This is a genomic window from Streptomyces sp. NRRL S-920 (genome assembly GCF_000717945.1).
Classification (GTDB): domain Bacteria; phylum Actinomycetota; class Actinomycetes; order Streptomycetales; family Streptomycetaceae; genus Streptomyces; species Streptomyces alboniger.
This window is the reverse complement of record NZ_JODF01000078.1, coordinates 1-25,209: the sequence shown is the minus strand read 5'-3', so window position 1 is coordinate 25,209 and position 25,209 is coordinate 1. Positions and strand designations below refer to the sequence as shown.

Here is a 25,209-nt window from a genome sequence, read left to right as displayed (position 1 = left end):
CCGCCCGAGCCGTGATGTGACGTAAGCCCCTCTCGCGAGGGGCTTACGTTTGCAACAGCCATCTTCGAGCAAGTGACCACACGGGGAACTTGTACGAAGAACGAAAGGAACCACTCCATGGCGGCCCACGAAGAGCTCGACGCCGAGGCCGACCCGGAGGCGATGAGACGCCACCGCACGCTGTTCCGGGCTGCCAACCGGCGCAAGAACCCTCCCCTGCGCCGCACCGACATCACGGTGACGGACGAGGCCGCGGTCAAGCGGGCCGTCAAAGCGGCCTCGCTCGGCAATGCCATGGAGTGGTTCGACTTCGGCATCTACAGCTATCTGGCCGTCACCATCGGCCACGTCTTCTTCCCTTCCGGGAACGAGACGGCCCAGCTGATCTCCTCCTTCGCCACCTTCGCGGTGTCCTTCCTCGTACGCCCCATCGGCGGCATGGTCTTCGGACCCATGGGCGACAAGATCGGCCGCAAGAAGGTCCTCGCGCTGACGATGATCCTGATGGCGATCGGCACGCTCGCCATCGGCCTGATCCCCTCCTACGCCACGATCGGCTTCTGGGCGCCGGTCCTGCTGATCTTCTTCCGCCTGGTGCAGGGCTTCTCGACGGGCGGTGAGTACGGGGGCGCGTCCACGTTCATCGCCGAGTACGCCCCCGACAAGCGGCGCGGCTACTTCGGCAGCTTCCTGGAGATCGGCACGCTCGCCGGTTACACGGGCGCGGCGGGTCTGGTCCTCATCCTGAACACCGCCCTCGGCTCGGACGCGATGGACTCCTGGGGCTGGCGCATCCCGTTCCTCGTCGCGGGCCCGCTCGGCCTGGTCGGCCTCTACCTCCGCCTCAAGCTCGACGAGACCCCCGCCTTCCAGAAGATGGAGGACGCCACCTTCCACTCGGCGTCCGAGGGCGCCTCCACCGTGGAGACCACGGCCAAGGGCGACCTCGCGAAGATCTTCCGGCAGTACTGGCCCACGCTGATCCTCTGCATCGCCCTGGTCGGCGCGTACAACGTCACCGACTACATGCTGCTGTCGTACATGCCGACGTATCTCTCCGACGAACTCGGCTACGACGACTCCCACGGCCTGCTGATCCTCATCGGCACGATGATCGTGCTGATGCTGATCATGAACCAGGTCGGCAGGCTCTCCGACCGCTTCGGCCGCAAGCCGCTGCTGATGACCGGCATGGTGGGCTTCCTGGTCCTCTCCGTCCCGGCGTTCCTCCTGATCAAGCAGGGCAGCCTGCTCGGGGTCTCCGCCGGCATGCTCCTCCTCGGCCTCTCCCTGGTCTGCCTGCTCGGCACCATGTCGGCGACGCTCCCGGCCCTTTTCCCCACCTCGGTCCGCTACGGCTCCCTGTCCGTCGGCTACAACCTCTCCGCCTCCCTCTTCGGCGGCACGGCTCCCCTGGTCATCACGTCCCTGATCAGCATCACGGGCACGGACATGGTCCCGGCCTACTACTCGATGGCGGCGGCGCTGGTCGGCATCATCGCGGTGGCCTGCATGAAGGAGACGGCCCAGCAGCCGCTGTCGGGCTCGCCGCCGTCGGTGGAGTCGAAGGAGGAGGCGGCGGAGCTGGTGGAGGCCCGGACCCGTGTGCCACTGGCTCCTTCGGCCCGTTAGCATGACTGACTACCGGCGGCGGTGGTGCAACTGGTTGACACAGCAGACTTAGGATCTGTAGCCCTTGATCGGGCCTGAGGGTTCGAATCCCTTCCGCCGCACGGAAGATGGCCTGCGAATCGAAACTGATTCGCAGGCCATTCCCGTGTCTGTCTCTAGCTCACTGGCTCACTGGCTCACTGGCTCACTGGCTCAGCAACTCCCGCACCACCGGCACCAGCTCCCGGAACGCCTTCCCGCGATGGCTGATCGCGTTCTTCTCGTCCGCCGTCAGCTCCGCGCAGGTGCGGGTCTCGCCCTCCGGCTGGAGGATCGGGTCGTAGCCGAAGCCGCCGGAGCCCGTGGGGGCCGTGCGCAGGGTGCCGCGCAGCCGGCCCTCCACCACGCGTTCCGTGCCGTCCGGCAGCGCCAGGGCCGCCGCGCAGGCGAAGTGGGCGCCCCGGTGTTCCGGAGCGATGTCGGACAGCTGGGCCAGGAGCAGGTCCAGGTTGGCCCGGTCGTCGCCGTGGCGGCCCGACCAGCGGGCGGAGAGGATGCCGGGGGCGCCGCCGAGTACGTCGACGCACAGGCCCGAGTCGTCGGCGACGGCGGGCAGGCCGGTGGCCCGGGCGAGGGCGTGCGCCTTGAGGAGGGCGTTCTCGGCGAAGGTGACGCCGGTCTCCCTGACGTCGGGGATCTCGGGGTAGGCGTCCGCGCCGACGAGGTCGTGGCTCAGGCCTGCGTCGGCGAGGATCGCCCTCAGTTCCGTGATCTTGCCGGTGTTGCGGGTGGCGAGGATGAGGCGGGTCATGCCCCCAGTATCCCGGGGAGCGGACCCGCGTCCGTCACGGCGTGCAGACCTTGGTGAGTTCGCCGGCCGCGTCGGTGACGGGGCTGACGTCGGGGGTGTTGTCGCCGCTCTTGATGGCGTCACGGACGTTGTCGACGGCCTTGTCGAGGTCGTCGACGGCCTTGTTGACGTCGGCGTCGTCGGTCTTGTCGCTGATCTTGTCGAGGTTCTTGCCGATGTCGTCGAGCGCCCGATCGGCCTCGGCGGGGTTGTCGCCGGCGTTCTCGACGGCCTGTTGCAGGTCGGTGACGCTGTCGGCGATCGTGTCGGCGGTCTGGACGCAGTCCAGGGCCTTCGAGACGGCGTCGCAGCCGACGAGGCCGACGCCTGCGGGTACGACGATCAGGGCTGTGGCGACAGCGGTGGCGATACGACGGTGGCGCGCGGCCATGGTTCGGTCCCTCCCCGGGGTGCGTACGGGCGCCCGGCTCTGTCCGCGCGCCCGTACTCGTAACAACGCCCGGCAGGGGGTTGTCGGTTGCTCAAGTGTCGCTTACGTAATGCGTGATGTACGTCGCTGCCCCGCCCGGTGCGTGGCCTCGGCGTGGCGGCCGGATGCCCTCGTACTGGGCGTACTTGTGCTTCCGGCCGACGCGGCGAGAGTGCGTGCCGGGCGTCGCGGGCAGGCCCTAGCGGGTGGCGGCCAGTGCCTCGCGCTGGAGGGCGGCGAGGTCCTCGCAGCCGCCGACGGCCAGGTCGAGGAGCGCGTTGAGTTCCTTGCGGTCGAAGGGCTCGGCCTCCGCGGTACCCTGGACCTCTACGAAGCGGCCGTCGCCGGTGCAGACGACGTTCATGTCGGTGTCGGCCTTGACGTCCTCCTCGTAGCAGAGGTCGAGGAGGGGCACGCCGCCGACGATGCCGACGGAGACGGCGGAGACGGTGTCGGTGAGGGGCTTGCGGCCCGCCTTGATGAGCTTCTTGCCCTGGGCCCAGGCGACGGCGTCGGCGAGGGCGACGTAGGCGCCGGTGATGGCGGCGGTGCGGGTGCCGCCGTCGGCCTGGAGGACGTCGCAGTCGAGGACGATCGTGTTCTCGCCGAGCGACTTGTAGTCGATGACGGCGCGGAGGCTGCGGCCGATGAGGCGGGAGATCTCGTGCGTACGGCCGCCGATCTTGCCGCGGACGGCTTCGCGGTCGCCGCGGGTGTTGGTGGAGCGGGGCAGCATCGAGTACTCGGCGGTGACCCAGCCCTCGCCGCTGCCCTTGCGCCAGCGCGGGACGCCCTCGGTGACGGAGGCGGTGCAGAAGACCTTGGTGTCGCCGAAGGAGATGAGGACGGAGCCCTCGGCGTGCTTGCTCCAGCCGCGTTCGATGGTGATGGGGCGGAGTTGTTGCGGCGTGCGGCCGTCGATGCGGGGGGAGGGCGTAGAGGACATGGGCTGAGCCTATCGGGACCCGGGGCATGGGTGAGGGGCCCTTCCCCGGCCGGTGCCCCGGCCGGTGCCCCGGCCGGGGAAGGGCCCCTCACCTGTGCGGGTTCAGGAACTCACATCATGTCTTCGATGTCCGCCGCGATCGGGTCGGCGTCGGTGCCGATGACGACCTGGATCGCGGTGCCCATCTTGACGACGCCGTGGGCGCCGGCGGCCTTCAGCGCGGCGTCGTCGACGAGGTCGGGGTTGATGACCTCGGTGCGCAGGCGGGTGATGCAGCCCTCGACCTCTTCGATGTTGTCGATGCCGCCGAGCCCGGCGACGATCTTCTCAGCCTTGCTGGCCATGTGTTTCTCCCTGGTTCCAAAGGACGCGGCCTCAGCAGGCCGTAGGTCCGCTGTGTGACGGTCCGCTCTGTCACGTTAACGCACGGTTGGACCATCTTCGCGGGCGGTCACGGCGCATGCGCCCCATGATGACGATCAAGGTGTCGCCCCCTGCCGGAGGCGGCGCCCCCACCCGTTCCCAACTGGTCTACACCAGTCTAGGGCGACCGCCAAACCAGGCCTGTCCCGGGAGGACGCCGATGAGTTCCGACGCCGCAGCGGTGCCGCGGAAGAAGTGGTGGAACGGCCTGTTCCAGGGCTTGCAGAAGATGGGCCGCAGCCTCCAGCTGCCCATCGCGGTGCTGCCGGCCGCCGGCATCCTCAACCGCCTCGGCCAGCCGGACGTCTTCGGCGCCGACGGGCTCGGCTGGACGAACGTGGCCAAGGTCTTCGCCGCGGCGGGCGGCTCCCTGCTCGACTCCTCGCTCGGTCTGCCGCTGCTGTTCTGCGTCGGTGTCGCGATCGGCATGGCGAAGAAGGCGGACGGCTCGACGGCGCTCGCCGCGGTCGCGGGCTTCCTCGTCTACTACGCGGTGCTGCGCGCCTTCCCCGAGGACTGCCCCGCCGATACGACGTTCGGCACGGCCGGGATGTGGAGCGGCGTCTGCGTCGCGGAGGACGGCACGGTGGCGCAGGCCGCGTACCAGAACCCGGGGGTGTTCGGCGGCATCGTGATGGGTCTGCTCGCCGCGTGGTTCTGGCAGCGCTACCACCGTGTGAAGCTGGTCGACTGGCTGGGCTTCTTCAACGGCCGCCGACTGGTGCCGATCATCATGGCCTTCGTCGGGCTGCTCTTCGCGGGGCTGTGCGTCTGGATCTGGCCGCCGGTGGGTGACGCGCTGACCAGCTTCTCCAAGTGGCTGGTGGATCTGGGCTGGCTGGGCTCGGGCATCTTCGGCGTCGCCAACCGCGCGCTGCTCACGGTCGGGCTCCACCAGTTCCTGAATACGTTCGTATGGTTCCAGTTCGGCGACTACACGAAGCCGGACGGCACGATGGTGCACGGCGACATCAACCGGTTCCTCGCGGGCGACCCGACGGCGGGCCAGTTCACCTCGGGCTTCTTCCCGATCATGATGTTCGCGCTGCCCGCGGCGGCGCTCGCGATCACGCACTGCGCGCGCCCGGAGCGGCGCAAGGTGGTCGGCGGCATGATGCTGTCGGTCGGTCTGACGTCGTTCGTCACGGGCATCACCGAGCCGATCGAGTACTCGTTCCTCTTCATCGCGCCGCTGCTGTACGCGCTGCACGCGGTGCTGACCGGCGTCTCGATGGCGGTGACGTGGGCGCTGGGCGTGAAGGACGGCTTCAGCTTCTCCGCGGGGCTGATCGACTACGTGATCAACTGGAGTCTGGCGACGAAGCCGTGGCTGATCATTCTGATCGGGCTCGGCTTCGGGGTCGTGTACTACTTCGTATTCCGCTTCGTCATCACCAAGTTCGATCTGGCGACTCCGGGGCGTGAACCACAGGAAGAGGCGGAGGCCCTGGACCGGGAGCAGACCAAAGCCTGACGCGGCGCCGCCGAGCGGCTCCCCGGCTTCCTCGCAAGGCCCTCGGACCTCGGGTCCGGGGGCCTTTGGCCGGTCATATGCGGATATGGCCGAGCCCACAGGAATCGCGGGTTCCTTACGTCACCTTCACCGTGCTACAACAGGTCTACACCACTCAATGGTGTAGACCACGCGGCCTTCTCGTCGCGTCCCCCGGAGACGCCGCCGTCCCCCACTTAACTGTCCCCAGGCGGCGCCTTGCCCACTGGAGGAAGTTGTGTCCACGGCCAGTGCCGCCCCCGCGGCCAAGAAGAAGGGCTCCGGCGCGATGGCTGTCATGCAGCGCATCGGCCGCAGCCTGATGCTGCCGGTCGCCGTGCTGCCCGCCGCAGCCCTCCTGGTCCGTTTCGGCCAGGACGACATGCTGGGCCGGGAGTCCTTCCCGACCTTCATCAACAAGCTCGCGAGCTACATGGCGGCGGGCGGTGGCGCGCTGCTCGACAACATGGCGCTGCTGTTCTGCGTCGGCATCGCGATCGGCTTCGCCAAGAAGTCGGACGGCTCGACGGCCCTCGCCGCCGTGACCGGCTACCTGGTCTTCCAGAAGGTGCTCGCCACCTTCACGGACAAGAACCTGCCGAAGGTCGCCTCCGTCGCCGACGGCAAGATCGTCATGAACGAGGCGCCGGTCAACGCGGGTGTGCTCGGCGGCGTCGTCATGGGCATCATCGTCGCCCTGCTGTACCAGAAGTTCTACCGGACCAAGCTGCCCGACTGGGCGGGCTTCTTCGGCGGCCGCCGCCTCGTCCCGATCCTGTCGGCCTTCGCGGGCCTGGTCGCGGGCATCGTCTTCGGCCTGATCTGGCCGGTCCTCGGCACCGGTCTGCACAACTTCAGTGAGTGGCTGGTCGGTTCGGGCGCCGTCGGCGCCGGTGTCTTCGGCGTCGCCAACCGCGCGCTGATCCCGATCGGCATGCACCACCTGCTGAACTCCTTCCCGTGGTTCCAGGCCGGCACGTACAACGACGGCGGCACGGACTACCACGGCGACATCGCCCGCTTCCTGCACGGCGACCCGAGCGCGGGCCAGTTCATGACCGGCTTCTTCCCGATCATGATGTTCGCCCTGCCCGCGGCCTGCCTCGCGATCGTGCACTGCGCCCGTCCCGAGCGCCGCAAGGTCGTCGGCGGCATGATGTTCTCCCTCGCGGCCACCGCGTTCGTGACCGGTGTGACCGAGCCGATCGAGTTCACCTTCATGTTCATCGCGCCGGTCCTGTACGCGATCCACGCGGTGCTCACCGGTGTCTCCATGGCGCTGACCTGGGCGCTCGGCATGAAGGATGGCTTCGGCTTCTCGGCGGGCGCGGTCGACTTCTTCCTCAACCTCGGCATCGCGAAGAACCCGTGGGGCCTGGCCCTGGTCGGCCTGTGCTTCGCCGCGGTCTACTACGTGGTCTTCCGCTTCGCGATCACCAAGTTCAACCTGCCGACGCCGGGCCGCGAGTCCGACGAGGAGCTGGCCGAACTCCAGAAGGCCGAGGCGAAGTAGCCTGCGGCCCAGCTGAACGGCGAAGGCCCCGGAACCGGTTCGGTTCCGGGGCCTTCGCCGTGCCCGGAGTCAGACCTCGTACGACGCGCCGGGCGCCGCGAGTTCCACCGGCCCCCCGTACACCGCGCGGGCGTCCGCGAGGTTCACCTGGGGGTCGGTCCACGGCGGGATGTGGGTGAGCAGCAGCCTTCCCGCGCCCGCGCGTCGCGCGGACTCCCCCGCCTCGCGGCCGTTCAGGTGGAGGTCGGGGATGTTCTCCTTGCCGTGGGTGAAGGCCGCCTCGCACAGGAAGAGGTCGGTGCCGGCGGCCAGTTCGTCCAGGGGCGCGCAGGGGCCGGTGTCACCGGAGTACGTGAGGGTCTTCCCGGCGTGCCCGACGCGGATGGCGTACGCCTCGACGGGGTGACACATCTTCTCCGTGCGCACCGAGAACGGGCCGATGTCGAACGAGGCCGGCTTGACCGTGTGGAAGTCGAAGACCTCGCTCATCGAGGAGGCCGACGGTGTGTCCGCGTACGCGGTCGTCAGCCGCTGCTCGGTGCCCTCGGGGCCGTAGACCGGGATGGGGGCGCAGCGGCCTCCCTCGTGCCGGTAGTAGCGCGCGACGAAGTACGCGCACATGTCGATGCAGTGATCGGCGTGCAGATGGCTGAGGAAGATCGCGTCGAGGTCGTAGAGACCGATGTGGCGCTGGAGCTCGCCGAGGGCGCCATTGCCCATGTCGAGCAGCAACCGGAAGCCGTCGGCCTCGACGAGGTAGCTCGAGCAGGCCGACTCCGCGGACGGAAACGACCCCGAGCAGCCGACGACGGTGAGCTTCATGAAGCTGGGACCTCCGCGCTGGCGAGGGAGCTGGGGGGTGGGTGTGCGGTCCGTCGAGCGTAAGGCGCGAAAGGCGCGGTCGCTCCTCCGTCGCGGGCCGTTGTGGGGGAACTCACCTGCGGTGTCACCGGTTCGGGTGGCGCGTGGGGCGGGTGGTGGAGTGGCGGGCGGTATGGGGAGTGCGCCGGTACCGTCGTGGCTATGGACACGTCCTGGTGGCTGGCGCTCGCCGCCGTCGTGGTGCTCGCGCTGGTCGTGGCGCTGGTGGACGGATGGGGCCGCGGCCCCCGCTGGCGGACCACCCGCCCGCCGCGCGGCCCGCGCCGACGGCTTCCCGCGCCGCGGCCCGCGGAGATCTGGTGGGCGCGGGTGCCCTTCGAGGACGGCCCCGGCGGAAAGGACCGGCCGTGTCTGATCCTGTCCGTGCGCGGGGAGAACGCCCGGGTCGCGAAGATCACCAGCAGGTACCACGACGAACGAGCGGGCGTGATCCCGCTGCCACCGGGTTCGGTCGGCGACGCGGAGGGCCGCCCCAGCTTCCTGGAGACGGACGAGCTGAGGGACGTACCGCTGTGGGAGTTCCGACGCAGGGCCGGGTCGGTGGATCCGGTGGTGTGGGACCAGGTGCGGTACCTGGCGGGCTGAGCCCCGAGATGCCACTGCCCGGGCGGGTGAACGGGCCCGGGCAGGGGGGCTTCCGGCCGGTCCGGCGGGATGCTTACAGCCCACCTGGGCCGGATGCTCCTGGCCCACCTGGCCGGATGTTCTCAGCCCGCCCGGCAGGACGTTTGCAGTCCACCCCGGCGGGATGTTCCCGGCCCATCCGGACGGATGCTCCCAACCCGCCCGGCAGGACGTTTCCAGCCCACCCCGGCCAGAGTTTCGGTGCAGGGCAGGGTCGGTGGACCCGGTGGTGTGGGACCAGGTGCGGTACCTGGCGGGCTGAGCCCCGACATGCCACTGCCCGGGCGGGTGAACGGGCCCGGGCAGGGGGGCTTCCGGCCGGTCCGGCCGGATGTTCCCGGCCCGCCCGGCGGGTCCTTTTCACCCCGCCCAGCGGGACGTCCCCACCCCACCCAGCCGGATGCCCCCAACCCACCCGGCAAGATGCCCTCAGCCCGTCCGGCGTTTGAGGACGAACTCGGCGGAGCCGGTGATGAGGTCCGTGCCCCGGCCGGTTAGGCCCACAGTTGGCCCTGGAGGGTTTCGATGGCTGCCTCCGTCGTCTGGGCGGTGTAGACGCCCGTCGAGAGGTACTTCCAGCCGCCGTCGGCGACGACGAAGACGATGTCGGCGCTCTCGCCCGCCGCCACCGCCTTCTTGCCGACGCCGATCGCCGCGTGCAGCGCGGCGCCCGTGGAGACGCCCGCGAAGATCCCCTCCTGCTGGAGGAGTTCCCGGGTGCGCGTCACCGCGTCGGCCGAGCCGACGGAGAAGCGGGTGGTCAGGACGGAGGCGTCGTACAGCTCGGGGACGAAGCCCTCGTCGAGGTTGCGCAAGCCGTAGACGAGGTCGTCGTAGCGCGGCTCGGCGGCGACGATCTTGATGTCCGGCTTCTGTTCGCGCAGATAGCGGCCGACGCCCATGAGCGTGCCCGTCGTGCCGAGGCCCGCCACGAAGTGGGTGATCGAGGGCAGGTCGGCGAGGACCTCGGGGCCCGTCGTGGCGTAGTGGGCGCCCGCGTTGTCGGGGTTGCCGTACTGGTAGAGCATCACCCAGTCCGGGTGCTCGGCCGCCAGTTCCTTGGCGACGCGGACCGCGGTGTTGGAGCCCCCGGCCGCCGGGGAGGAGATGATCTCGGCGCCCCACATGGCGAGCAGGTCGCGCCGCTCCTGCGAGGTGTTCTCCGGCATGACGCACACGATGCGGTAGCCCTTGAGCCCGGCCGCCATGGCGAGTGAGATGCCGGTGTTGCCGGAGGTCGGCTCCAGGATCGTGCAGCCGGGCGTCAACCGGCCGTCCTTCTCGGCCTGTTCGACCATGTGCAGCGCGGGCCGGTCCTTGATGGAACCGGTCGGGTTGCGGTCCTCCAGCTTGGCCCAGATGCGGACGTCGGCCGAGGGGGACAGGCGCGGCAGGCGCACGAGCGGCGTGTTGCCGACCGCGGCGAGCGGGGAGTCGTAGCGAGGCATCCGGGATCGGGCCTAGACCATGCCGCCGGCGACGGCCGGCAGGATCGTGACGCTGTCGCCGTCGGAGAGCTTCGTGGAGATGCCGTCGAGGAAGCGGACGTCCTCGTCGTTGAGGTACACGTTCACGAAGCGGCGCAGCTTGCCGTCGTCGACGATGCGCTCGGCGATGCCCGCGTGCCGCGAGTCCAGGTCGGTGAACAGCTCGGCGAGGGTGTCCCCGCTGCCCTGGACGGCCTTCTCGCCGTCGGTGTAGGTGCGGAGGATGGTCGGGATGCGGACCTCGATGGCCATGGCTGCGGGCTCCTGTCGGAAGAGTTCAGGTGAGTGGGCGCGCGGCGGCCCGGTCGTGCGCCGTGTGCGCGTTCGTACGCGGTGGGGCGCCGCGGCCCTTTTCTCGGCCGTACGGCGGCAGGGGTCAGCGCTGACAGATGGCGCTGCTGAGCCTGCACAGGTCGACGTGCAGACGCGCCACGAGCAGCATGCCCGGCATCTTGTCGCTCACGTCGTGGGAAACCATGCGCTCATCGTATCGATTCCCGGTCCGGGTTCTGGAATGTGATCTCACATGGTGGATACTTTCCGTCCATCACCTGGATGCGCACCCGCCGCGGGGAGGAAGGTGACCGTCGGCGCCCCCGTCGCCGGGTGCACCGCGACGTCCGCCGACACGCCGTACACCTCGGCGAGCAGTTCGCTGGTCAGGACCTCCTCGGGGGTGCCTGACGCGACCTGGCGGCCGCCTTGCAGGACGTACAGGCGGTCGCAGTAGTACGCCGCGAGATTCAGGTCGTGCAGGGCGAGGAGATTGGCCGTGCCGAGACCGCCGACCAGGGCGAGGATCTCCAGCTGGTAGCGGATGTCGAGGTGGTTGGTCGGCTCGTCGAGGACCAGGACCGTCGACTGCTGCACCAACGCCCGCGCCACCAGGGCACGTTGGCGTTCGCCACCGGAGAGCGCCGCGAAGGAGCGGTCGGCCAGGGCGCTCGCGCCGACGCGCCCGAGGGCGGCCCGCACCAGACCGTCGTCCCGCTCGGTGTCCCCCTCCCAGAAGCGCTTGTGCGGGGAGCGGCCCATCGCGACGACCTGCCGCACGGTGAGGTCGAAGCCCGCCTGGCCGTCCTGCGGGACGGTGGCGATGTGCCGCGAGCGGGCCTTGGCACCGACCCCCGCCAGGTCGGCGCCGTCCAGCAGGACGCGGCCCTCGTCCGGGGTGAGCGCCCCGTACACACAGCGCAGCAGCGTCGTCTTGCCGCTGCCGTTGGGGCCGACGATGCCGACCGTCTCGCCCTCGGCGACGGCCAGTGAGACGCCGTCGAGGAGGCGCAGGCCGCCCGGGGTCCGGTAGCCGAGGTTCTCGACTCGCAGCCTCACGTGGACATCCCTTCGTGGGTCTGGCCCCTGCGCAGCAGCCACAGGAAGAACGGTCCTCCGGTCAGCGCGGTGAGCACGCCGACCGGGATGTCCTGCGGGGCGGCGACCGTGCGCGCGGCGAGGTCGGCGACGACCAGGAACACCGCGCCCATCAGCGCCACGACCGGGAGCAGCGGGCGGTGCGCGGCGCCGACCAGCATCCGGGCGGCGTGCGGCACCATCAGGCCGACGAAGCCGATGGCGCCGCTGTACGCGACGAGGACGCCGGTCAGCAGCGAGGAGAGGACGAACACGGCGGCGCGGAAGCGGGCCGTGTCCAGGCCGAGGACGGTGGCGCCCTCCTCGCCGACGAGCAGCAGGTCGAGCGGGCGGGCCAGCGCGATCATGACGGCCGTACCGACGGCGAGGACCACGCAGGGCAGGGCGAGCATGTCCCACCGGGCGCTGCCGAGGCCGCCGAGCGTCCAGTAGAGGACTTCCTTGAGGTGGTCGGCGCTGTCGGCGGTGACGAGGATGAGGCTGGTCAGCGCGGTCAGGATGTACGAGACGGCCACGCCCGCGAGGATCAGCCGCCCGGTGGCGAAGCCCCCGCCGCCGCTTCTGGCCAGGGCGTAGACGAGGACCAGGGAGATCAGCGCGCCCACGAAGGAGGCCGCGGGGATCGTGACGGCGGTGCTCAGCGCGGTGCCGACGCCGAAGACGCCGCCGAGGACGATCGCCGAGACCGCGCCTACGGAGGCGCCCGAGGAGACGCCCAGGAGGAACGGGTCGGCGAGGGGGTTGCGGACGAGCGCCTGGAGGACGGTGCCGATGACTGCCAGTCCGGCTCCTACGGTGGCGCCCAGCAGGACCCTGGGGAGTCTTACCTCCAGGACGATCGTGCGGAAGGGGGAGGGTTCCGCGCGGCCTGTGAGGATCTCCACGACCTGGCTCGGGGGGATCCTGACCGAGCCCAGGGCCAGGCCGGCGAGCATCGCTGCCGCGAGGGCTGCGGTCAGTCCCGCCAATGTCAGGAGGCGCCGCCCCCTGAAGCTCGGTCGATCGCCCTTCGGGCTCGTCCTCAAACGCCGGACGGGCTGGATTTTGCCTCCCCCGGGCTGGATCAGGCGCCGGACGGACTTGATATCCACCCGTGCGGACTTGCTTCCCAAGCGCTCCGTCACAGCTGTGCCGCCAGCTTCTTCACCGCCTCCGGGGCTCGTACTCCTGTCACCGCGTCCGACAGGGGAAGCACCGCGAACCGCTTGTTCTTGATCGCGGGGACGTCCGCGAGGACCGGGTCTTCGAGGAGGCGGCGCTTCTTCTGGGCGACGGTCGTGGCGCCGTAGTCGAGGATCACGATGACCTCCGGCTTGCGTTCGACGACCTTCTCCCAGGACGCGTCGCCGAAGGACTTGTCCACGTCGGCGAAGACGTTGCGGCCGCCCGCCCGCTCGACGATGTCGTTGCCGATGCCCCGGCCGCCCAGCGTGAACGCGGTCTTGTCGCCGCTGTCGTAGACGAAGACGGAGGCAGGCTTCCCGCCCTTCGCCTTCTTCTCGGTGGCGGCCAGTACCCGCTTGGCGCCGCTCACCCACTTGTCCGCGCGCTCGCGCACCCCGAAGGTCGAGCCGACCTCGCGCACCTCGCGGTACACGTCGTCCATGGAGACCGCACGCTTCGCGCAGCCCTCGATGTTGAGGCGGCTCTTGATGCCGGACTTGGCGAGCGCGGGGCGGCCGCGGCCGTCGCCCGCGAGGAAGGCGCTGGCGTAACCGCCGTAGACGAAGTCGGGGTTGGCGGCGAGCAGCTTCTCGTAGGAGGGGTACTCCTTGGCGAGGACGGGGACGGAGTCGTACGCCTTCTCGTACTTCGGCAGCACCTTGTCGTCGAGGTAGGCGGTCCCGACGAGGCGGTCCTTGAGGCCGAGTTCCAGCATCACCTCGGTGACGTGCTGGTTCATGGTGACGGCCCGCTCGGGGGGCGCCTCGTACGTCGTGCGCACACCGCAGTTGGTGACGGTGTACGGGAATCCGGCGGCCTTGGCTGCGGGCTTCTTGGAGTCGGCGGACTCGGACGAGCCGCATGCGGCGAGCGGGGCCAGCAGGGCCGCGGCGGTGAGTACGCGTAGGGCGCGGGACATGGCTGTACTGCCTCCTCCAGGGGATTTCCGCGTCCCCTGCGTTGCGTGGAGAGAAGGCGGCAGGTCAGTTCCTGACTCCCCCGCGCCCCCGGTGAGGGGGGTGTGGGGTCACAGTGGCGGGACCGTGCCGGGTTCGCACCGGCTTCCTGTCTCCTGCCGCCCAGAAGTGGTCGGGGTCAGTATGCCTGTACGACCCGCACCTCTTCCTCGGTGACCTCACCCTCGACGATCCGGTACGAGCGGAACTGGAAGGGGCCCGCGTCGTCGGTGTCCGCGGTGGAGACCAGGACGTAGTGGGCGCCGGGTTCGTTGGCGTACGAGATGTCGGTGCGGGAGGGGTAGGCCTCGGTCGCGGTGTGCGAGTGGTAGATGACCACCGGCTCCTCGTCGCGGTCGTCCATCTCGCGGTAGAGCTTGAGCAGGTCGCCCGAGTCGAACTCGTAGAACGTGGGCGAGCGCGCGGCGTTCAGCATCGGGATGAACCGCTCGGGGCGGCCGGTGCCCGCCGGGCCCGCGACCACGCCGCACGCCTCGTCGGGGTGGTCCTGGCGGGCGTGCGCGACGATCTGGTCGTGGAGGGCCTGGGTGATGGTCAGCATGGCAGTCAGGATAAGCAGAGGGCCCGCGCCGTACCGGAGTGCGGTACGGGCGGGCCCACATGCTGGACAGGGGCTCCAGGGAGCCGGGGTCAGTCCTTGTCGACCGGCGCGTCCTCGGAGGCGACGACGCCGACCTTGCGCTTGTTGAACGCGGCGGCCTGCGGGTTGCGGCTCTTGAGGACCAGGTAGGTGACCCCGAGGATCGCGGCCCAGACCGGGGCGGCGTACAGCGAGATACGCGCGTCCTTGTCGACGCCCATCATCACGATGACCATGCCGATGAAGAGCAGGGCGAACCAGCTGGTGTACGGGGCGCCCGGCGCCCGGAAGGTGGACTGCGGCAGCTCACCGCGGTCGGCCTTGCGGCGGTAGCGGATCTGGCAGGCCAGGATCATGATCCAGGCCCACATGCCGGAGATGGTCGCGAAGGAGACGACGTAGTTGAACGCCTCGCCCGGCCACTGGTAGTTGATCCAGACGCCGACCAGCATGAACGCGGCGGAGAACGTGGTGCCGAGCAGCGGCAGGCCGTTCTTCGTGAGCTTGGTGAAGAGCTTCGGGCCCTGGCCGTTGAGGGCCAGGTCGCGCAGCATGCGGCCGGTGGAGTACATGCCGGAGTTGCAGGAGGAGAGCGCGGCGGTGAGGACCACGAAGTTCACGATCGCGGCGCCGACACCGAGGCCCATCTTCTCGAAGGCCGCGACGAACGGCGACACCCCGGGCTGGAAGTGCGTCCACGGCACGACCGACAGGATCATGATCAGCGCGCCGACGTAGAAGACGGCGATGCGCCACGGCACGGTGTTGATGGCCTTGGGCAGGACGGTCTTCGGGTCCTTGGACTCGCCCGCGGTGACGCCGACCAGCTCGACGGCGAGGAAGGCGAACATCACGATCTGGAGCGTCATCAGCGTGGAGCCGATGCCGTTCGGGAAGAAGCCGCCCTGGTTCCACAGGTGGGCCACGGTCGCGGTGTCACCGGCGTCGGAGAAGCCGATGGTGAGGATGCCGACGCAGATCAGGATCATGCCGATGATGGCGGTGACCTTGACCATCGAGAACCAGAACTCCAGCTCACCGAAGAGCTTCACGGAGATGAGGTTCGCGCCGTACAGGATGACCGTGAAGACGAGCGCGTAGGCCCATTGTGGGAATGAGTCGTGTGTCCAGTACTGCATGTACTGGGCGGCCGCGGTGACTTCGGTGATGCCGGTGACGACCCAGAAGAGCCAGTACGTCCAGCCGGTCACGAATCCGAAGAACGGGCCCATGAATTCGCGTGCGTACTCCGAGAAGGAGCCCGACACGGCGCGGTACATGAGCAGCTCGCCCAGTGCCCGCATGATGAAGAAGATGACGAGGCCCGCGATGGCGTACGCCAGGATGAGGCTGGGGCCGGCCTTGTGAATGGCCTTGCCCGCGCCGAGGAACAGGCCGGTGCCGATGGCACCGCCGATCGCGATCATCTGGATCTGCCGGGCCCCCAGACCGCGCTGGTAGCCCTCGCCGGACGGGCCGCCTGCGGCCTGCACGGCACCATCGCCGTCGTGCCCGTCGTGCTGCTCTTCGACCTGCACTGAGGTCATGGTGACGCCTTTCTCCATGCTGATCCGCGCCCGCGTTTCGCGTGATGGCTGCGGACCAGGTCCTGATCCCCCCGGATGTGAATGGAGTGCTTCCGGCGGTCTGCCGGATCGAGCGCCCTCGGCGACATGGGTGGCGTCGACCGAGCGGTCGTGAAGATTTATCACGACCGCAACAGTGCGAGAATCAGCCACTTGTGGCGCACACCACAGGGAGAAGCGGACAAACTTCTCTTGACGCGGTAAATGCGGGCAATGAAGTGACAGGATCGTTATCCGGATTTGAGCGTCCGTTGAGCGAACGGGCCGCCACGTGAACGGCGGGCGTCCGGGGCGGCAAATCTCGGTGTCATATGCACCGGTTTTCAGTCGAGCAACGTCCCGACCAGCGTCTCCTGCAATCCGCCCAACCAGAGGTAGGCCATCACCATCGGCTTGCGGGGGTCGGAGTCGGGGAGCCGGTAGAGCAGATCGGCGTCGTCCTCGTCGGTGACCTCAAGGCGCGTGCCGATCGCGAGCCGCAGGTCATTGAGCGCCCCGAGCCACTGCCGGGACTCCTCGACCGACAGTTTCAGGACAGCTCCGCCCTCACCCGAGGACGCCATCGAGTCCAGTGAGCGGATCACGGCCAGCGCGTCGTCCCGCTTCTTGGCCCGCAGGTCGTTCTCCGTGAAACGGCGGAACTCCGCCGAATACGCCCGCAGCTCGTCCTCGTCACCCCGCTCGCTGCCGGGGCCGCCGTAGGCGTCCGGGAGCAGGCGCTGCATCACCGGGTCGGCGGGCGGCTCGCTGGGGCCCTCGGCGAAGAGTTCGGCCAGGGGGTCGTCGGAGGGCTCGCCGCCGGGGCCCGGGCCGATGAGTTCCAGGAGCTGCACGGCGAGGGAACGGATGATCGAGATCTCGACCTCGTCGAGGGCGACGGCGGCGCCACCCCCGGGGATCTGTTCGAATTGTCCTGGCATCAGATGCGTCGCTACTTCCGGTCCTGCTGAAGGGTGGCCCACAGCCCGTACCCGTGCATGGCCTGTACGTCGCGCTCCATCTCCTCGCGGGTACCGCTGGAGACGACCGCACGGCCCTTCTGGTGCACGTCCATCATCAGCTTGGTGGCCTTCTCCTTGGAGTACCCGAAGTACGTCTGGAACACGTACGTCACGTAGCTCATGAGGTTGACCGGGTCGTTGTGCACGAGCGTGATCCACGGAACGTCCGGCTCAGGGACGACGAGCGTCTCTTCGTCCGATTCGGGGCGGGTGATCTCTGCGGGAGCCGTACTCACTTGCCCCATGCTGCCACCCCAGGGGGGCACTCGCACAAACGGGGCACAAACGGGGCCCAGGAAATCGTCAGAGTGACGAGATGTGCGGTAGCATCCTTCGTATGAACACAGCGGACCTTGGCCTGCCGGTGGATGTTCCGTCGACGGCGCTCTTCACTGATCAGTACGAGTTGACGATGCTCCAGGCCGCGCTGAAGGCCGGCACCGGCGCACGCAGGTCCGTCTTCGAGGTGTTCACCCGCAGACTGCCCGAGGGGCGCCGCTACGGCGTCGTGGCGGGCACGGGGCGGGTCCTGGACGCCGTGGAGAACTTCCGCTTCGACGCCGGGGTCCTCGGCTTCCTGCGTGAGCGGAACATCGTCGACGAGGCCACCCTGGAGTGGCTGTCCGGCTACCGCTTCAGCGGTGACATCTGGGGCTACCCCGAGGGCGAGGTCTACTTCCCGGGCTCGCCGATCCTGCGGGTCGAGGGCTCCTTCGCCGAGTGCGTGCTCCTGGAGACCGTGATCCTCTCCATCCTCAACCACGACTCGGCCATCGCGGCCGCCGCCTCCCGGATGTCCTCGGCCGCCGGGGACCGCCCGCTGATCGAGATGGGCGCCCGCCGCACCCACGAACTGGCCGCCGTCGCCGCCTCCCGCGCCGCGTACGTCGGCGGCTTCGCGACCACCTCGGACCTGGCCGCGGGCTTCCGCTACGGCATCCCGACCGTCGGCACGAGCGCCCACGCCTTCACCTTGCTGCACGACAACGAGCGCGACGCGTTCCGCGCCCAGGTCGACTCGCTCGGCCGCGGCACGACCCTGCTCGTGGACACCTACGACGTGGCCGAGGCCGTCCGCATGGCCGTCGAGGTCGCCGGGCCCGAGCTGGGCGCGGTGCGGATCGACTCCGGTGACCTGCTGCTCGTCGCCCACCGGGTGCGCCAGCAGCTGGACGAACTCGGCGCGACGGACACCAGGATCGTCGTGACGTCCGACCTCGACGAGTACGCCATCGCCTCGCTCCGGGCGGCGCCCGTGGACGCGTACGGCGTCGGCACCCAGCTCGTCACCGGGTCCGGGCACCCCACCTGCTCCATGGTCTACAAGCTGGTGGCCCGCGCCCACTCGGCGGACCTCAAGGCGCCTTTGGAGCCCGTGGCGAAGAAGTCGCTGGGCGCCAAGAGTTCCCTGGGCGGACGGAAGTGGGCCGCGCGGCGGACCGACGCGTACGGCGTCGCCGAGGCCGAGGTCGTCGGCACCGGGGCCGTGCCGCCGGAGCTGGCCGACCGCCAGCTCCTGGTCGAGCTGGTCAAGGGCGGCCAGGTGGTCGCCCGCGAGCCGCTGGACGCGGTCCGCGACCGGCACGCCGCGGCGCGCGCCCGCCTGCCCCTCTCGGCGACGCAGCTGTCGCGGGGCGAGGCGGTCATCCCGACGGAATACCTCTGACGGATCCGGGAAGACACCCCCTCCCGTAACGCACGCGAAGTCTCTAGGCTCGTAGTCACCCCACCAAAGGACACCGCCCATGCGCCGCGCACTGATCGTCGTAGACGTCCAGAACGACTTCTGCGAGGGCGGCAGCCTCGCGGTCGCCGGCGGAGCCGACGTGGCCGCCGCCATCACCGAACTGATCGGCCAGACTCCCGCCTGCTACCGCCACGTGGTGGCCACCCGCGACCACCACATCGATCCCGGCGCCCACTTCTCCGACCGCCCGGACTACGCCGACTCCTGGCCGCCGCACTGCGTGGCGGGCACGGAGGGCGTCGGCTTCCACCCGAACTTCGCCCCGGCCGTCGCCTCCGGAGCCATCGACGCGGTCTTCGACAAGGGGGCGCACTCGGCGGCCTACAGCGGCTTCGAGGGCGTCGACGAGAACGGCCTCTCCCTGGCTCAGTGGCTGCGGGAGCGGGAGATCACGGAGGTGGACGTGGTCGGGATCGCCACCGACCACTGTGTCCGCGCCACCGCCATGGACGCGGCCCGGGAGGGGTTCAAAACCACGGTGCTGCTGGCGCTGACCGCGGGGGTCTCCGCCGAGACCACGGAGCGGGCCCTGGCGGAGCTGCGGTCCGCCGGCGTCGAGCTGACCGGTAAGCCGGTCGTCTGAACGACACGCGGCCCGGACCCGGTACTCCCCGACCGCCACGGGGCTCCGCCCCTCCTCAGACGCCGGAGGGGCTGACTCCTGGGCTCGCTCCTCAGACGCCGGAGGGGCTGGTCCTGGTGCTCTGCCTCTTCAGCGTCCTGACCGGATGCCACAGCTCCTGCATGGCATTGGGCGCCGCCCGCCATATCAACCCGTCCGGATGGTGCAGGACCGCCGTGACCTCGTCCGGCGTGGGCGGCTCCGCGTTGCCCCGCAGATACACCGCCCGCAGGCCGAGGTTCCGCACCCGCGTCAGCGCCCTCGCGCGGTTCACGGCGTGCGCTATCACCCTGACCGCGCCGCCGCCCGGCGACGGGCTCGGCAGGGTCAGCGCCACCACCACGCTGCCGTTCGGCAGCTTGCAGAAACCTCCTGCGGACATACGTCGTCACACCCCCGTGAGACATCGCGCGGGGCCCCTGGCCGGACCCCGCGTCAATAAGAAGTACACAGCACGCACCTAAACACGATCGGCCGCCGCCCGCTAGAGGGCGACGGCCGATCATGGCTTGACCTGCGGAAACGCTGGGTTACTTCTTGGAGGGGCCCACCTGAACCGTGATCGAAGAGCCGTCCTTCGGCTGCTTCAGGATCTGGATCTTGGTGTTGGTGTCAGTGACCTTGACGCTTCCGGTGGGGTTGGACGCGTACCAGTAGGTGCCCTTGCGGTCGTCGAAGACCGAGACGCCCTTCTGGGACTTCAGCTTCGTCGCGACGTCCGCGTTGTGCAGCGTGAACGCGTCCGTCGCGTACTTGCTGAACGGGGCGTCGAACGGCTGGATCTTGTTGCGCATGACCGTGCCGTCCTTCCACTTCAGCGGCTTGGCGTGCGCGTCGACCGGAAGGATCAGACCCTCACCGGGGTGCTGGCTGGTGTTGTTGTCCTTCTGGGAGGTGTCCCACTGCCAGACCATCAGGCCGGTCTGGTACGGGTAGTGCTCGACCCAGTCGGGGCGGGTCCGCGAGAAGCCGAAGTTGTACGGGCCGACCTTGAGGGTCTTGTCGTACGACACGTACTGGCGGTTCTCGGCCAGGTAGTACTGGTCGTACTTCTTGGTGAAGGACTCCCCGATGCGGGAGAAGCCCTTCGTCTTCCAGCCGTTGTCGCCACCCTCGGCGCCGTCCTCGAAGACCTTGGCGCCGTCCGCGGTGATCGCGAGCGCGTCGGCCGCGAAGCCCTTGCCGCCCGCGCCGCCGTCCGTGGCGTAGCGGAAGCGGATGTCGATCTTCTTGCCCGCGTAGGCGTCGAGCGGGAAGACCAGCTTCTTGTACGCGCCCGAGACCCCGGTCAGCGCGGGCTTGTCACCGGCGTCGCGGGTGATCGGCCTGCCGTCCGCGGTGCCGTCGACCGGCGTGTAGGTGGCGCCGCCGTCCGTGGAGACCTCGGTGTAGAGGTAGTCGTAGTTGGCCTCGATGTCCCACCAGCCCTGGAGGGACAGCTCGGCCTTGGTCTTGCCGGTGAGGTCGACGGAGCGCGTCAGGGTGTTCTTCAGGTCGTCGCCCTGGTCGCTCCACCACTGCTTGGCGCCCTCGGCGGGCTTCACGATCTTGGTGGTGACGGCCTTCTTCGGCAGGTCGACGACGAGCGCCTGGCGGTGGCGGGTGTTGTACTCCGCGACGCCCAGCTTGTGCTCGGAGGTCGTGGCCGCCTTCGCCTTGGCGTAGTCGAGCCAGCCCAGCTGGAACTTGTCCCAGGCGGTCATGTCGCCCGGCAGGTCACCGATCGACTCCTTGCCGGTGCCGAGCCACGAACCGGCGGACATCAGCGACCAGAAGCCGACCGAGTTCTCGCCCTTGCCCGTGGTGTCGTACAGGTCCGGCAGACCGAGGTCGTGGCCGTACTCGTGGGCGAAGACGCCGAGTCCGCCGTTCTCCGGCTGCATCGTGTAGTCGCCGACCCAGATGCCCGAGTCGCCGATCTGGGTGCCGCCGGCCTTGTTGTCACCGGGTCCTGTGCGGCCCGCGTCGTTGCCGTACGCGTACCAGCGGTGCGCCCACAGGGCGTTCTCGCCCTCGGCGCCGCCGCCGGCCGACTCGTCCTCGCCCGCGTGGACGATCTGGAAGTGGTCGATGTAGCCGTCGGACTCGTTGAAGTCGCCGTCGTTGTCGAAGTCGTAGCGGTCCCAGAGGTCGTACTTGGCCAGGTCCGCCTTGATCTGCGCGTCGGTGCGGCCCTGGGCCTTCTGGGCCTTGACCCAGGCGGTCACGCCGTCCTTGACCGCGTCCCAGACGTTGGCGCAGTTGGTGTCGCCGCAGTAGTTCGAGCCGTAACGGGCCTCGTTGTAGTCGACCTTGACCCAGTCGGAGACCCCGCCGTCGACCGAGTAGCGGCCGGAGGAGGTCTTCTCGTAGTAGGTCTTCAGCGAGTGCTTGGTCTTGCCCTTGCTGTCCTTGCCCTCGCCGAAGTACAGGTCCTCGAAGTGCTTGCGGTTGTAGTCCTTCTGCCAGGCCGTGCTGTTGTCCTTGGCACGGTCCGGCTTGACTATCTTGTTGTGCAGCGGGCCGGGCTTGCCGCCGTACTTCTTGACGGGCTGCTGCGGGCCCTCGGGGCCGTCCGGGTCGTACATGGTCGTGTCGTCGACCTTGTTCCCGAACTCCACCAGGATCGTGAAGATCTTGTCGGTCTTCTCACGGCCCAGCTCGACGTACTTCTTGTCGTCGAGCTTGACGACCTTCGAGGCGCCCCGCTTCTGCACCTTGGCGTCGCCCGCGACGACCTGCTGGAGGGCCGCCTTGCGCTGCTGCGCCTGCTGCTTGCTGAACGGACCGTCGAGGTCGTGGTCGCTGTGCGCCTTGGGCCGCGACGGGTCCTGCCGGTCGACGACCGGTGCCCCGGCCGGGGCACCGTCCCCGGGAGCGGCCGTGGCCGTCGCCGCCGAGTAGGTGGCGGCGGCAGCGGCCACCGCCACAGCCACGGCCGTGGCTCTGAACGTGCGTGTTCTGGCTGTCACTTGATGAATGTCCTCCCCACGCGCCCGCGCGAATGGCGGACCGAGATCCCGGTCGGAGGAGGTCCGCGCGCGATGTACGCGTCACAAGTGACGACATTCGACCGGAAGTACGGGAGAAAAGACAGTCCTTGACTTGAACAGGCCAAGTGCACTATGCGACCCGTGGTTCCGCTATCCGAACGCGGGGCACAACCACAGAGAGAAGTCCAACAGGCGCTCCGCACCGTCCACTTGGTGGACGCCATGAACCCGTGCGCCCCCTGTGCTGCGGCACCGTGGGTTAGGTCACGCTTACCGCCCGTTCCTGTCGGGCATGCAGCGTCATAGAGTCAATCGACGGTGCGCCACCGCGCGAGGCGACACATCCCAAGTCGCCGCCGTCAGGCACCCTTTGATTCGTATACAGCCGATAGTGCCGATACCGCCAATATCGGTGATACCGCCGATTCGTATACAGCTGCCCATACATCCGCATCCGCCCCCGAGGCCAAGAGCGCGGGGGGCTCACTGCCGAGGACGGATCACGCCATGCCGCGACCCATGCCACGTCCGACCACCGCACAGATCGCCTACGGTTCGGTGACCGTCGTCTTCTCCACCCTCGCCATGCTGCTGCTCTCCCAGACCGCCTCGGGCGCCGGTGTCGCGGTGATAGCCGTGGCCGCGCTCGGCCTCGGCTTACTCGTGGCGATGACGGTCCCGACGCCCGAACCGGCCGCGCCCGCCGCGCCCCTCACCCCGGAGCGCGTCCCCGCCCAGCGCGCCGCGCTCGCCGAGCCCGTACGCGAACCGGCGGGCCCGTGAACCACGGACCCGCCGGTATTGGTGCCGCCGCACCAGCCCTCACCCGGACCTGCCGGGAGTCGACCTAGACGCTGACCACCACCGTCTTGGCGGCCTTGTCGTGCAGGCCCTGCTTGTAGGGCTTGTCGAAGAAGCTCCAGCCGCCGCAGATGGCCGTCCAGATGCAGGCGCAGCAGAAGGCGAACGGCAGCCAGAGGACGGCCGCGCGGGCGAGCGCGGTCTGCATGCTCGGCGTGGCACCGTCGTTGAGGTTCGCGACGCGCATGCCCAGCCACTTCTTGCCGAGCGTCTGGCCGGTTCTGGAGATCATGAGGGTGTCGTACGCGATGTAGAGCACGGCGGCCAGCAGGGACTGGCCGAAGGACTTGCCCGTGTTCACCTTGTCCGGGTCCACGTCGTATTCGGACGTGTTGAACAGCCACGACAGCAGCCAGACGACGATGCCGATGAGGATCATGTCGACGATGCGGGCGAGGACGCGCTTGCCGCTGTCGGCGAGCGGGGGCATGCCGGCGAGGGGATCCTGCCCGCCGTAGCCGCCCGGACCGCCGCCGTAGGGGTCGCCGCCGCCTCCGTAGGGTCCGCCGGCTCCGCCGCCGTAGGGGTCGCCGCTCTCGGGCGGGGGCGGGACGCCGTAGGGAGAGCCGCCGCCCGGTGGCGGGGTGTCGTAGGGGGACCCGCCGCCCTGCGGGGGCTGCTTCTTGAACGGGTCGTCGTCCGGGGGCGGGTATTGCGGCGGTTCGGTGCTCATGGCCCGAGTCGACCGCGACGGCCCCGGCTCCGCATCCGGCGAGCGGCTGACCGGGTTACCCGCCGCCTTGTGCAGGCCCTACTCCACGGCGTACGTAATTACGGTCATCCCGCTACGAACGTGCCCGCCGCCTTGTCGTGCCAGCACTGCCGCCACGGTTTGTCGAAGAGGCACCACAGCACGCCGACGACGCCGACCACCAGAAGCCCCGGCACGCTGTAGGCGAGCCAGCGGCGCAGGGCCGCGCCGAACGTGGGCGTCTCGTGCTCCTCGATGTCCCGTACCTCGATTCCGCACACCCTCTTGCCCAGGGTGCGGCCCCACTTCGCGGTGGGCAGCGCCTCGTAGACGACGCCGAAGAGGAGCAGGACGGCGAGGACGATGCCGAGGTAGCCCGCGGTGGTGCCGTCGAGCAGCCAGACCGTGGTCTTCTCGCCCGAGAGCTTCGCCGCGTCGATCTTGCTGTCGATGTGGTCGGCGGCCTCGGCGCCGAGCGGCAGGGCGGCGGCCCCGGTGACGACGGCGAGGACGGTCGTGTCGATGAGCCGTGCGGCGAAGCGCCTGCCGAGCCCCGCGGGCCTCGCCGAGGCCTGGGCTCGCGCGGCCGCGAGGAACGGGTCCTCGGTCACCGGCTTCCACGGCACGACGGGCTGCCCCTCGCCCTGCTGCTGCGCGCCCGGGGAGGCCCCCGCGAGCTGATGCACCTGCTGAGCCCAGGAGGGCGAGCCACCGCCGGACCCGGAGGTGAGGGGCGCGGCGCTCGGCTGGGGCTGGGGTTGCTGCTGCTGAGGTTGCTGGGCCTGCTGGGGCACAGGGGCCTGTGCGGGGGCGGACGCCTGCGGCGGTACGGAGGTCTGCGCGGCGGAGGTCTGCCCGCCCCGCTGCCCCGGCGCGGGCCGGATGGCACGGATCGCCATGGTGCCGTCGCTGCGGGGCGAGGGCGTGGGCGTGTGCGTGGGCGCGGGTGAAGAGGAGGAGGGCGTGGTGGCGGAGGCGGAGGCACCGGCCCGCGCCGAGGGGGCCCCGGCGGACCTGTGCGTCCCGGCACCGGTCGTTCCGGCCCCGGTCGCGCCGGCACCGGCGGACCCCATCCCGGCGGACCTGTGCGTCCCGGCAGACCTGCCCGTCCCGGCGCCGGTCGTACCGGCTCCGGTCGCCCCGGCCCCGGCGGACCCGTGCGTCCCGGCACCGGTCGTACCGGCCCCGGCGGACCCGTGCGTCCCGGCACCCGTCGCGCCGGCACCTGCGGCCCCCATCCCGGCAGAACTGCCCGCCCAGGCACCGGTCGTACCGGCCCCGGCGGACCCCCTCCCGGCAGAACTGCCCGCCCCGGCCCCGGTCACCCCGGCCCCGGCGGACCCGGACCCCGCAACCCCGGCGGACCCGGACCCCGCAGC

Annotated in this window: 24 protein-coding genes, 1 tRNA gene, 3 pseudogenes and 1 riboswitch; of the genes and pseudogenes, 9 read left to right on the top strand and 19 right to left on the bottom strand. The window is 69.7% G+C overall.

Going from position 1 to position 25,209, the window contains the following annotated elements:
• The first annotated feature begins 117 nt into the window (after positions 1-117).
• Both proP and IG54_RS0133375 read left to right on the top strand, forming a co-directional pair.
• Positions 118-1,632: a glycine betaine/L-proline transporter ProP gene (gene proP / locus IG54_RS0133380; RefSeq protein ID WP_030793499.1), complete on the top strand. Its 1,515-nt coding sequence runs from the start codon at positions 118-120 to the stop codon at positions 1,630-1,632.
• A 15-nt stretch (positions 1,633-1,647) separates the two neighbouring features.
• Positions 1,648-1,733: transfer RNA gene (locus IG54_RS0133375), tRNA-Leu, on the top strand.
• An 83-nt stretch (positions 1,734-1,816) separates the two neighbouring features.
• Here the strand turns inward: IG54_RS0133375 and rdgB are convergent.
• From rdgB to IG54_RS0133355, 4 genes and pseudogenes are all read right to left on the bottom strand, one after another.
• Positions 1,817-2,422 (bottom strand): RdgB/HAM1 family non-canonical purine NTP pyrophosphatase, encoded by a 606-nt coding sequence (rdgB, locus tag IG54_RS0133370; protein ID WP_030793496.1) that lies wholly within the window; start codon positions 2,420-2,422, stop codon positions 1,817-1,819.
• Between the two features lie 34 nt (positions 2,423-2,456).
• Positions 2,457-2,852 (bottom strand): hypothetical protein, encoded by a 396-nt coding sequence (locus IG54_RS0133365; protein WP_030793493.1) that lies wholly within the window; start codon positions 2,850-2,852, stop codon positions 2,457-2,459.
• A gap of 238 nt (positions 2,853-3,090) precedes the next feature.
• Complete coding sequence (gene rph / locus IG54_RS0133360; RefSeq protein WP_030793491.1) at positions 3,091-3,837, bottom strand: ribonuclease PH; 747 nt, start codon at positions 3,835-3,837, stop codon at positions 3,091-3,093.
• 110 nt (positions 3,838-3,947) lie between these two features.
• Positions 3,948-4,184, bottom strand: a pseudogene (locus tag IG54_RS0133355) (glucose PTS transporter subunit EIIB); the annotation flags it as partial.
• A 236-nt stretch (positions 4,185-4,420) separates the two neighbouring features.
• Here IG54_RS0133355 and IG54_RS0133350 point away from each other — a divergent pair.
• Positions 4,421-5,734: a PTS transporter subunit EIIC gene (locus IG54_RS0133350; protein WP_030793485.1), complete on the top strand. Its 1,314-nt coding sequence runs from the start codon at positions 4,421-4,423 to the stop codon at positions 5,732-5,734.
• 256 nt (positions 5,735-5,990) lie between these two features.
• Positions 5,991-7,265: a PTS transporter subunit EIIC gene (locus tag IG54_RS0133345; RefSeq protein ID WP_030793482.1), complete on the top strand. Its 1,275-nt coding sequence runs from the start codon at positions 5,991-5,993 to the stop codon at positions 7,263-7,265.
• 69 nt (positions 7,266-7,334) lie between these two features.
• On the opposite strand, the gene IG54_RS0133340 is transcribed toward IG54_RS0133345, so the two are convergent.
• Complete coding sequence (locus IG54_RS0133340) at positions 7,335-8,087, bottom strand: MBL fold metallo-hydrolase (protein WP_030793479.1); 753 nt, start codon at positions 8,085-8,087, stop codon at positions 7,335-7,337.
• A gap of 201 nt (positions 8,088-8,288) precedes the next feature.
• Here IG54_RS0133340 and IG54_RS0133335 point away from each other — a divergent pair, with 201 nt between their 5' ends.
• Complete coding sequence (locus IG54_RS0133335; RefSeq protein WP_030793476.1) at positions 8,289-8,732, top strand: type II toxin-antitoxin system PemK/MazF family toxin; 444 nt, start codon at positions 8,289-8,291, stop codon at positions 8,730-8,732.
• 533 nt (positions 8,733-9,265) lie between these two features.
• On the opposite strand, the gene IG54_RS0133330 is transcribed toward IG54_RS0133335, so the two are convergent.
• The 10 genes from IG54_RS0133330 to clpS all read right to left on the bottom strand — a co-directional run bounded on the left by IG54_RS0133330 (position 9,266) and on the right by clpS (position 17,182).
• Positions 9,266-10,219, bottom strand: coding sequence for a PLP-dependent cysteine synthase family protein (locus IG54_RS0133330; protein ID WP_030793470.1), 954 nt, complete (start codon positions 10,217-10,219; stop codon positions 9,266-9,268).
• 12 nt (positions 10,220-10,231) lie between these two features.
• Positions 10,232-10,510 (bottom strand): MoaD/ThiS family protein, encoded by a 279-nt coding sequence (locus tag IG54_RS0133325; RefSeq protein WP_030793467.1) that lies wholly within the window; start codon positions 10,508-10,510, stop codon positions 10,232-10,234.
• A 124-nt stretch (positions 10,511-10,634) separates the two neighbouring features.
• On the bottom strand, positions 10,635-10,736 hold the full coding sequence (locus tag IG54_RS43670; protein WP_324615449.1) for a putative leader peptide: 102 nt from the start codon (positions 10,734-10,736) through the stop codon (positions 10,635-10,637).
• Positions 10,737-10,780: 44 nt separating this feature from the next.
• Positions 10,781-11,590, bottom strand: coding sequence for an ABC transporter ATP-binding protein (locus IG54_RS0133315; RefSeq protein WP_051820286.1), 810 nt, complete (start codon positions 11,588-11,590; stop codon positions 10,781-10,783).
• Positions 11,587-12,564, bottom strand: coding sequence for a FecCD family ABC transporter permease (locus IG54_RS0133310; RefSeq protein WP_078594807.1), 978 nt, complete (start codon positions 12,562-12,564; stop codon positions 11,587-11,589). Before IG54_RS0133310 ends, IG54_RS0133315 begins: the two co-directional genes overlap by 4 nt.
• A gap of 185 nt (positions 12,565-12,749) precedes the next feature.
• Positions 12,750-13,712: an ABC transporter substrate-binding protein gene (locus tag IG54_RS0133305; RefSeq protein WP_030793460.1), complete on the bottom strand. Its 963-nt coding sequence runs from the start codon at positions 13,710-13,712 to the stop codon at positions 12,750-12,752.
• Positions 13,713-13,756: 44 nt separating this feature from the next.
• Positions 13,757-13,925: riboswitch (cobalamin riboswitch) on the bottom strand.
• Positions 13,889-14,311 (bottom strand): Mov34/MPN/PAD-1 family protein, encoded by a 423-nt coding sequence (locus IG54_RS40875; protein ID WP_030793458.1) that lies wholly within the window; start codon positions 14,309-14,311, stop codon positions 13,889-13,891. It overlaps the preceding riboswitch by 37 nt.
• Positions 14,312-14,400: 89 nt before the next feature.
• A complete protein-coding gene (locus IG54_RS0133295) occupies positions 14,401-15,897 on the bottom strand; it encodes an amino acid permease (protein ID WP_051820294.1) in 1,497 nt (498 codons plus the stop codon).
• Positions 15,898-16,259: 362 nt separating this feature from the next.
• Positions 16,260-16,856: a DUF2017 domain-containing protein gene (locus IG54_RS0133290; RefSeq protein ID WP_030793454.1), complete on the bottom strand. Its 597-nt coding sequence runs from the start codon at positions 16,854-16,856 to the stop codon at positions 16,260-16,262.
• An 11-nt stretch (positions 16,857-16,867) separates the two neighbouring features.
• The gene (gene clpS, locus IG54_RS0133285; protein ID WP_030793452.1) at positions 16,868-17,182 is read right to left on the bottom strand and encodes an ATP-dependent Clp protease adapter ClpS; all 315 of its coding nucleotides are present in this window, start codon (positions 17,180-17,182) and stop codon (positions 16,868-16,870) included.
• Positions 17,183-17,274: 92 nt separating this feature from the next.
• On the opposite strand from clpS, the gene IG54_RS0133280 reads away from it, so the two are divergent.
• Together IG54_RS0133280 and IG54_RS0133275 are read left to right on the top strand one after the other, a co-directional pair.
• Positions 17,275-18,603: a nicotinate phosphoribosyltransferase gene (locus tag IG54_RS0133280; RefSeq protein ID WP_030793445.1), complete on the top strand. Its 1,329-nt coding sequence runs from the start codon at positions 17,275-17,277 to the stop codon at positions 18,601-18,603.
• 79 nt (positions 18,604-18,682) lie between these two features.
• Positions 18,683-19,267, top strand: a complete 585-nt coding sequence (locus tag IG54_RS0133275) for an isochorismatase family protein (protein WP_030793441.1) — start codon at positions 18,683-18,685, stop codon at positions 19,265-19,267.
• 91 nt (positions 19,268-19,358) lie between these two features.
• On the opposite strand, the gene IG54_RS0133270 is transcribed toward IG54_RS0133275, so the two are convergent.
• Together IG54_RS0133270 and IG54_RS0133265 are read right to left on the bottom strand one after the other, a co-directional pair.
• Positions 19,359-19,688, bottom strand: a complete 330-nt coding sequence (locus IG54_RS0133270) for a hypothetical protein (protein ID WP_030793438.1) — start codon at positions 19,686-19,688, stop codon at positions 19,359-19,361.
• 148 nt (positions 19,689-19,836) lie between these two features.
• Positions 19,837-22,257: an immune inhibitor A domain-containing protein gene (locus IG54_RS0133265; RefSeq protein ID WP_030793436.1), complete on the bottom strand. Its 2,421-nt coding sequence runs from the start codon at positions 22,255-22,257 to the stop codon at positions 19,837-19,839.
• A 540-nt stretch (positions 22,258-22,797) separates the two neighbouring features.
• On the opposite strand from IG54_RS0133265, the gene IG54_RS0133260 reads away from it, so the two are divergent.
• Positions 22,798-23,061, top strand: coding sequence for a hypothetical protein (locus IG54_RS0133260; RefSeq protein WP_030793433.1), 264 nt, complete (start codon positions 22,798-22,800; stop codon positions 23,059-23,061).
• A gap of 64 nt (positions 23,062-23,125) precedes the next feature.
• On the opposite strand, the gene IG54_RS0133255 is transcribed toward IG54_RS0133260, so the two are convergent.
• A complete protein-coding gene (locus tag IG54_RS0133255) occupies positions 23,126-23,812 on the bottom strand; it encodes an RDD family protein (RefSeq protein ID WP_030793431.1) in 687 nt (228 codons plus the stop codon).
• Between the two features lie 104 nt (positions 23,813-23,916).
• Positions 23,917-24,777: pseudogene (locus IG54_RS40870) on the bottom strand (RDD family protein); the annotation flags it as partial.
• Between IG54_RS40870 and IG54_RS43915 the strand changes: the two are divergent.
• Positions 24,713-25,209 (top strand): annotated as a pseudogene (locus tag IG54_RS43915) (hypothetical protein); the annotation flags it as partial. The pseudogenes IG54_RS40870 and IG54_RS43915 sit on opposite strands and share 65 nt — an antisense overlap.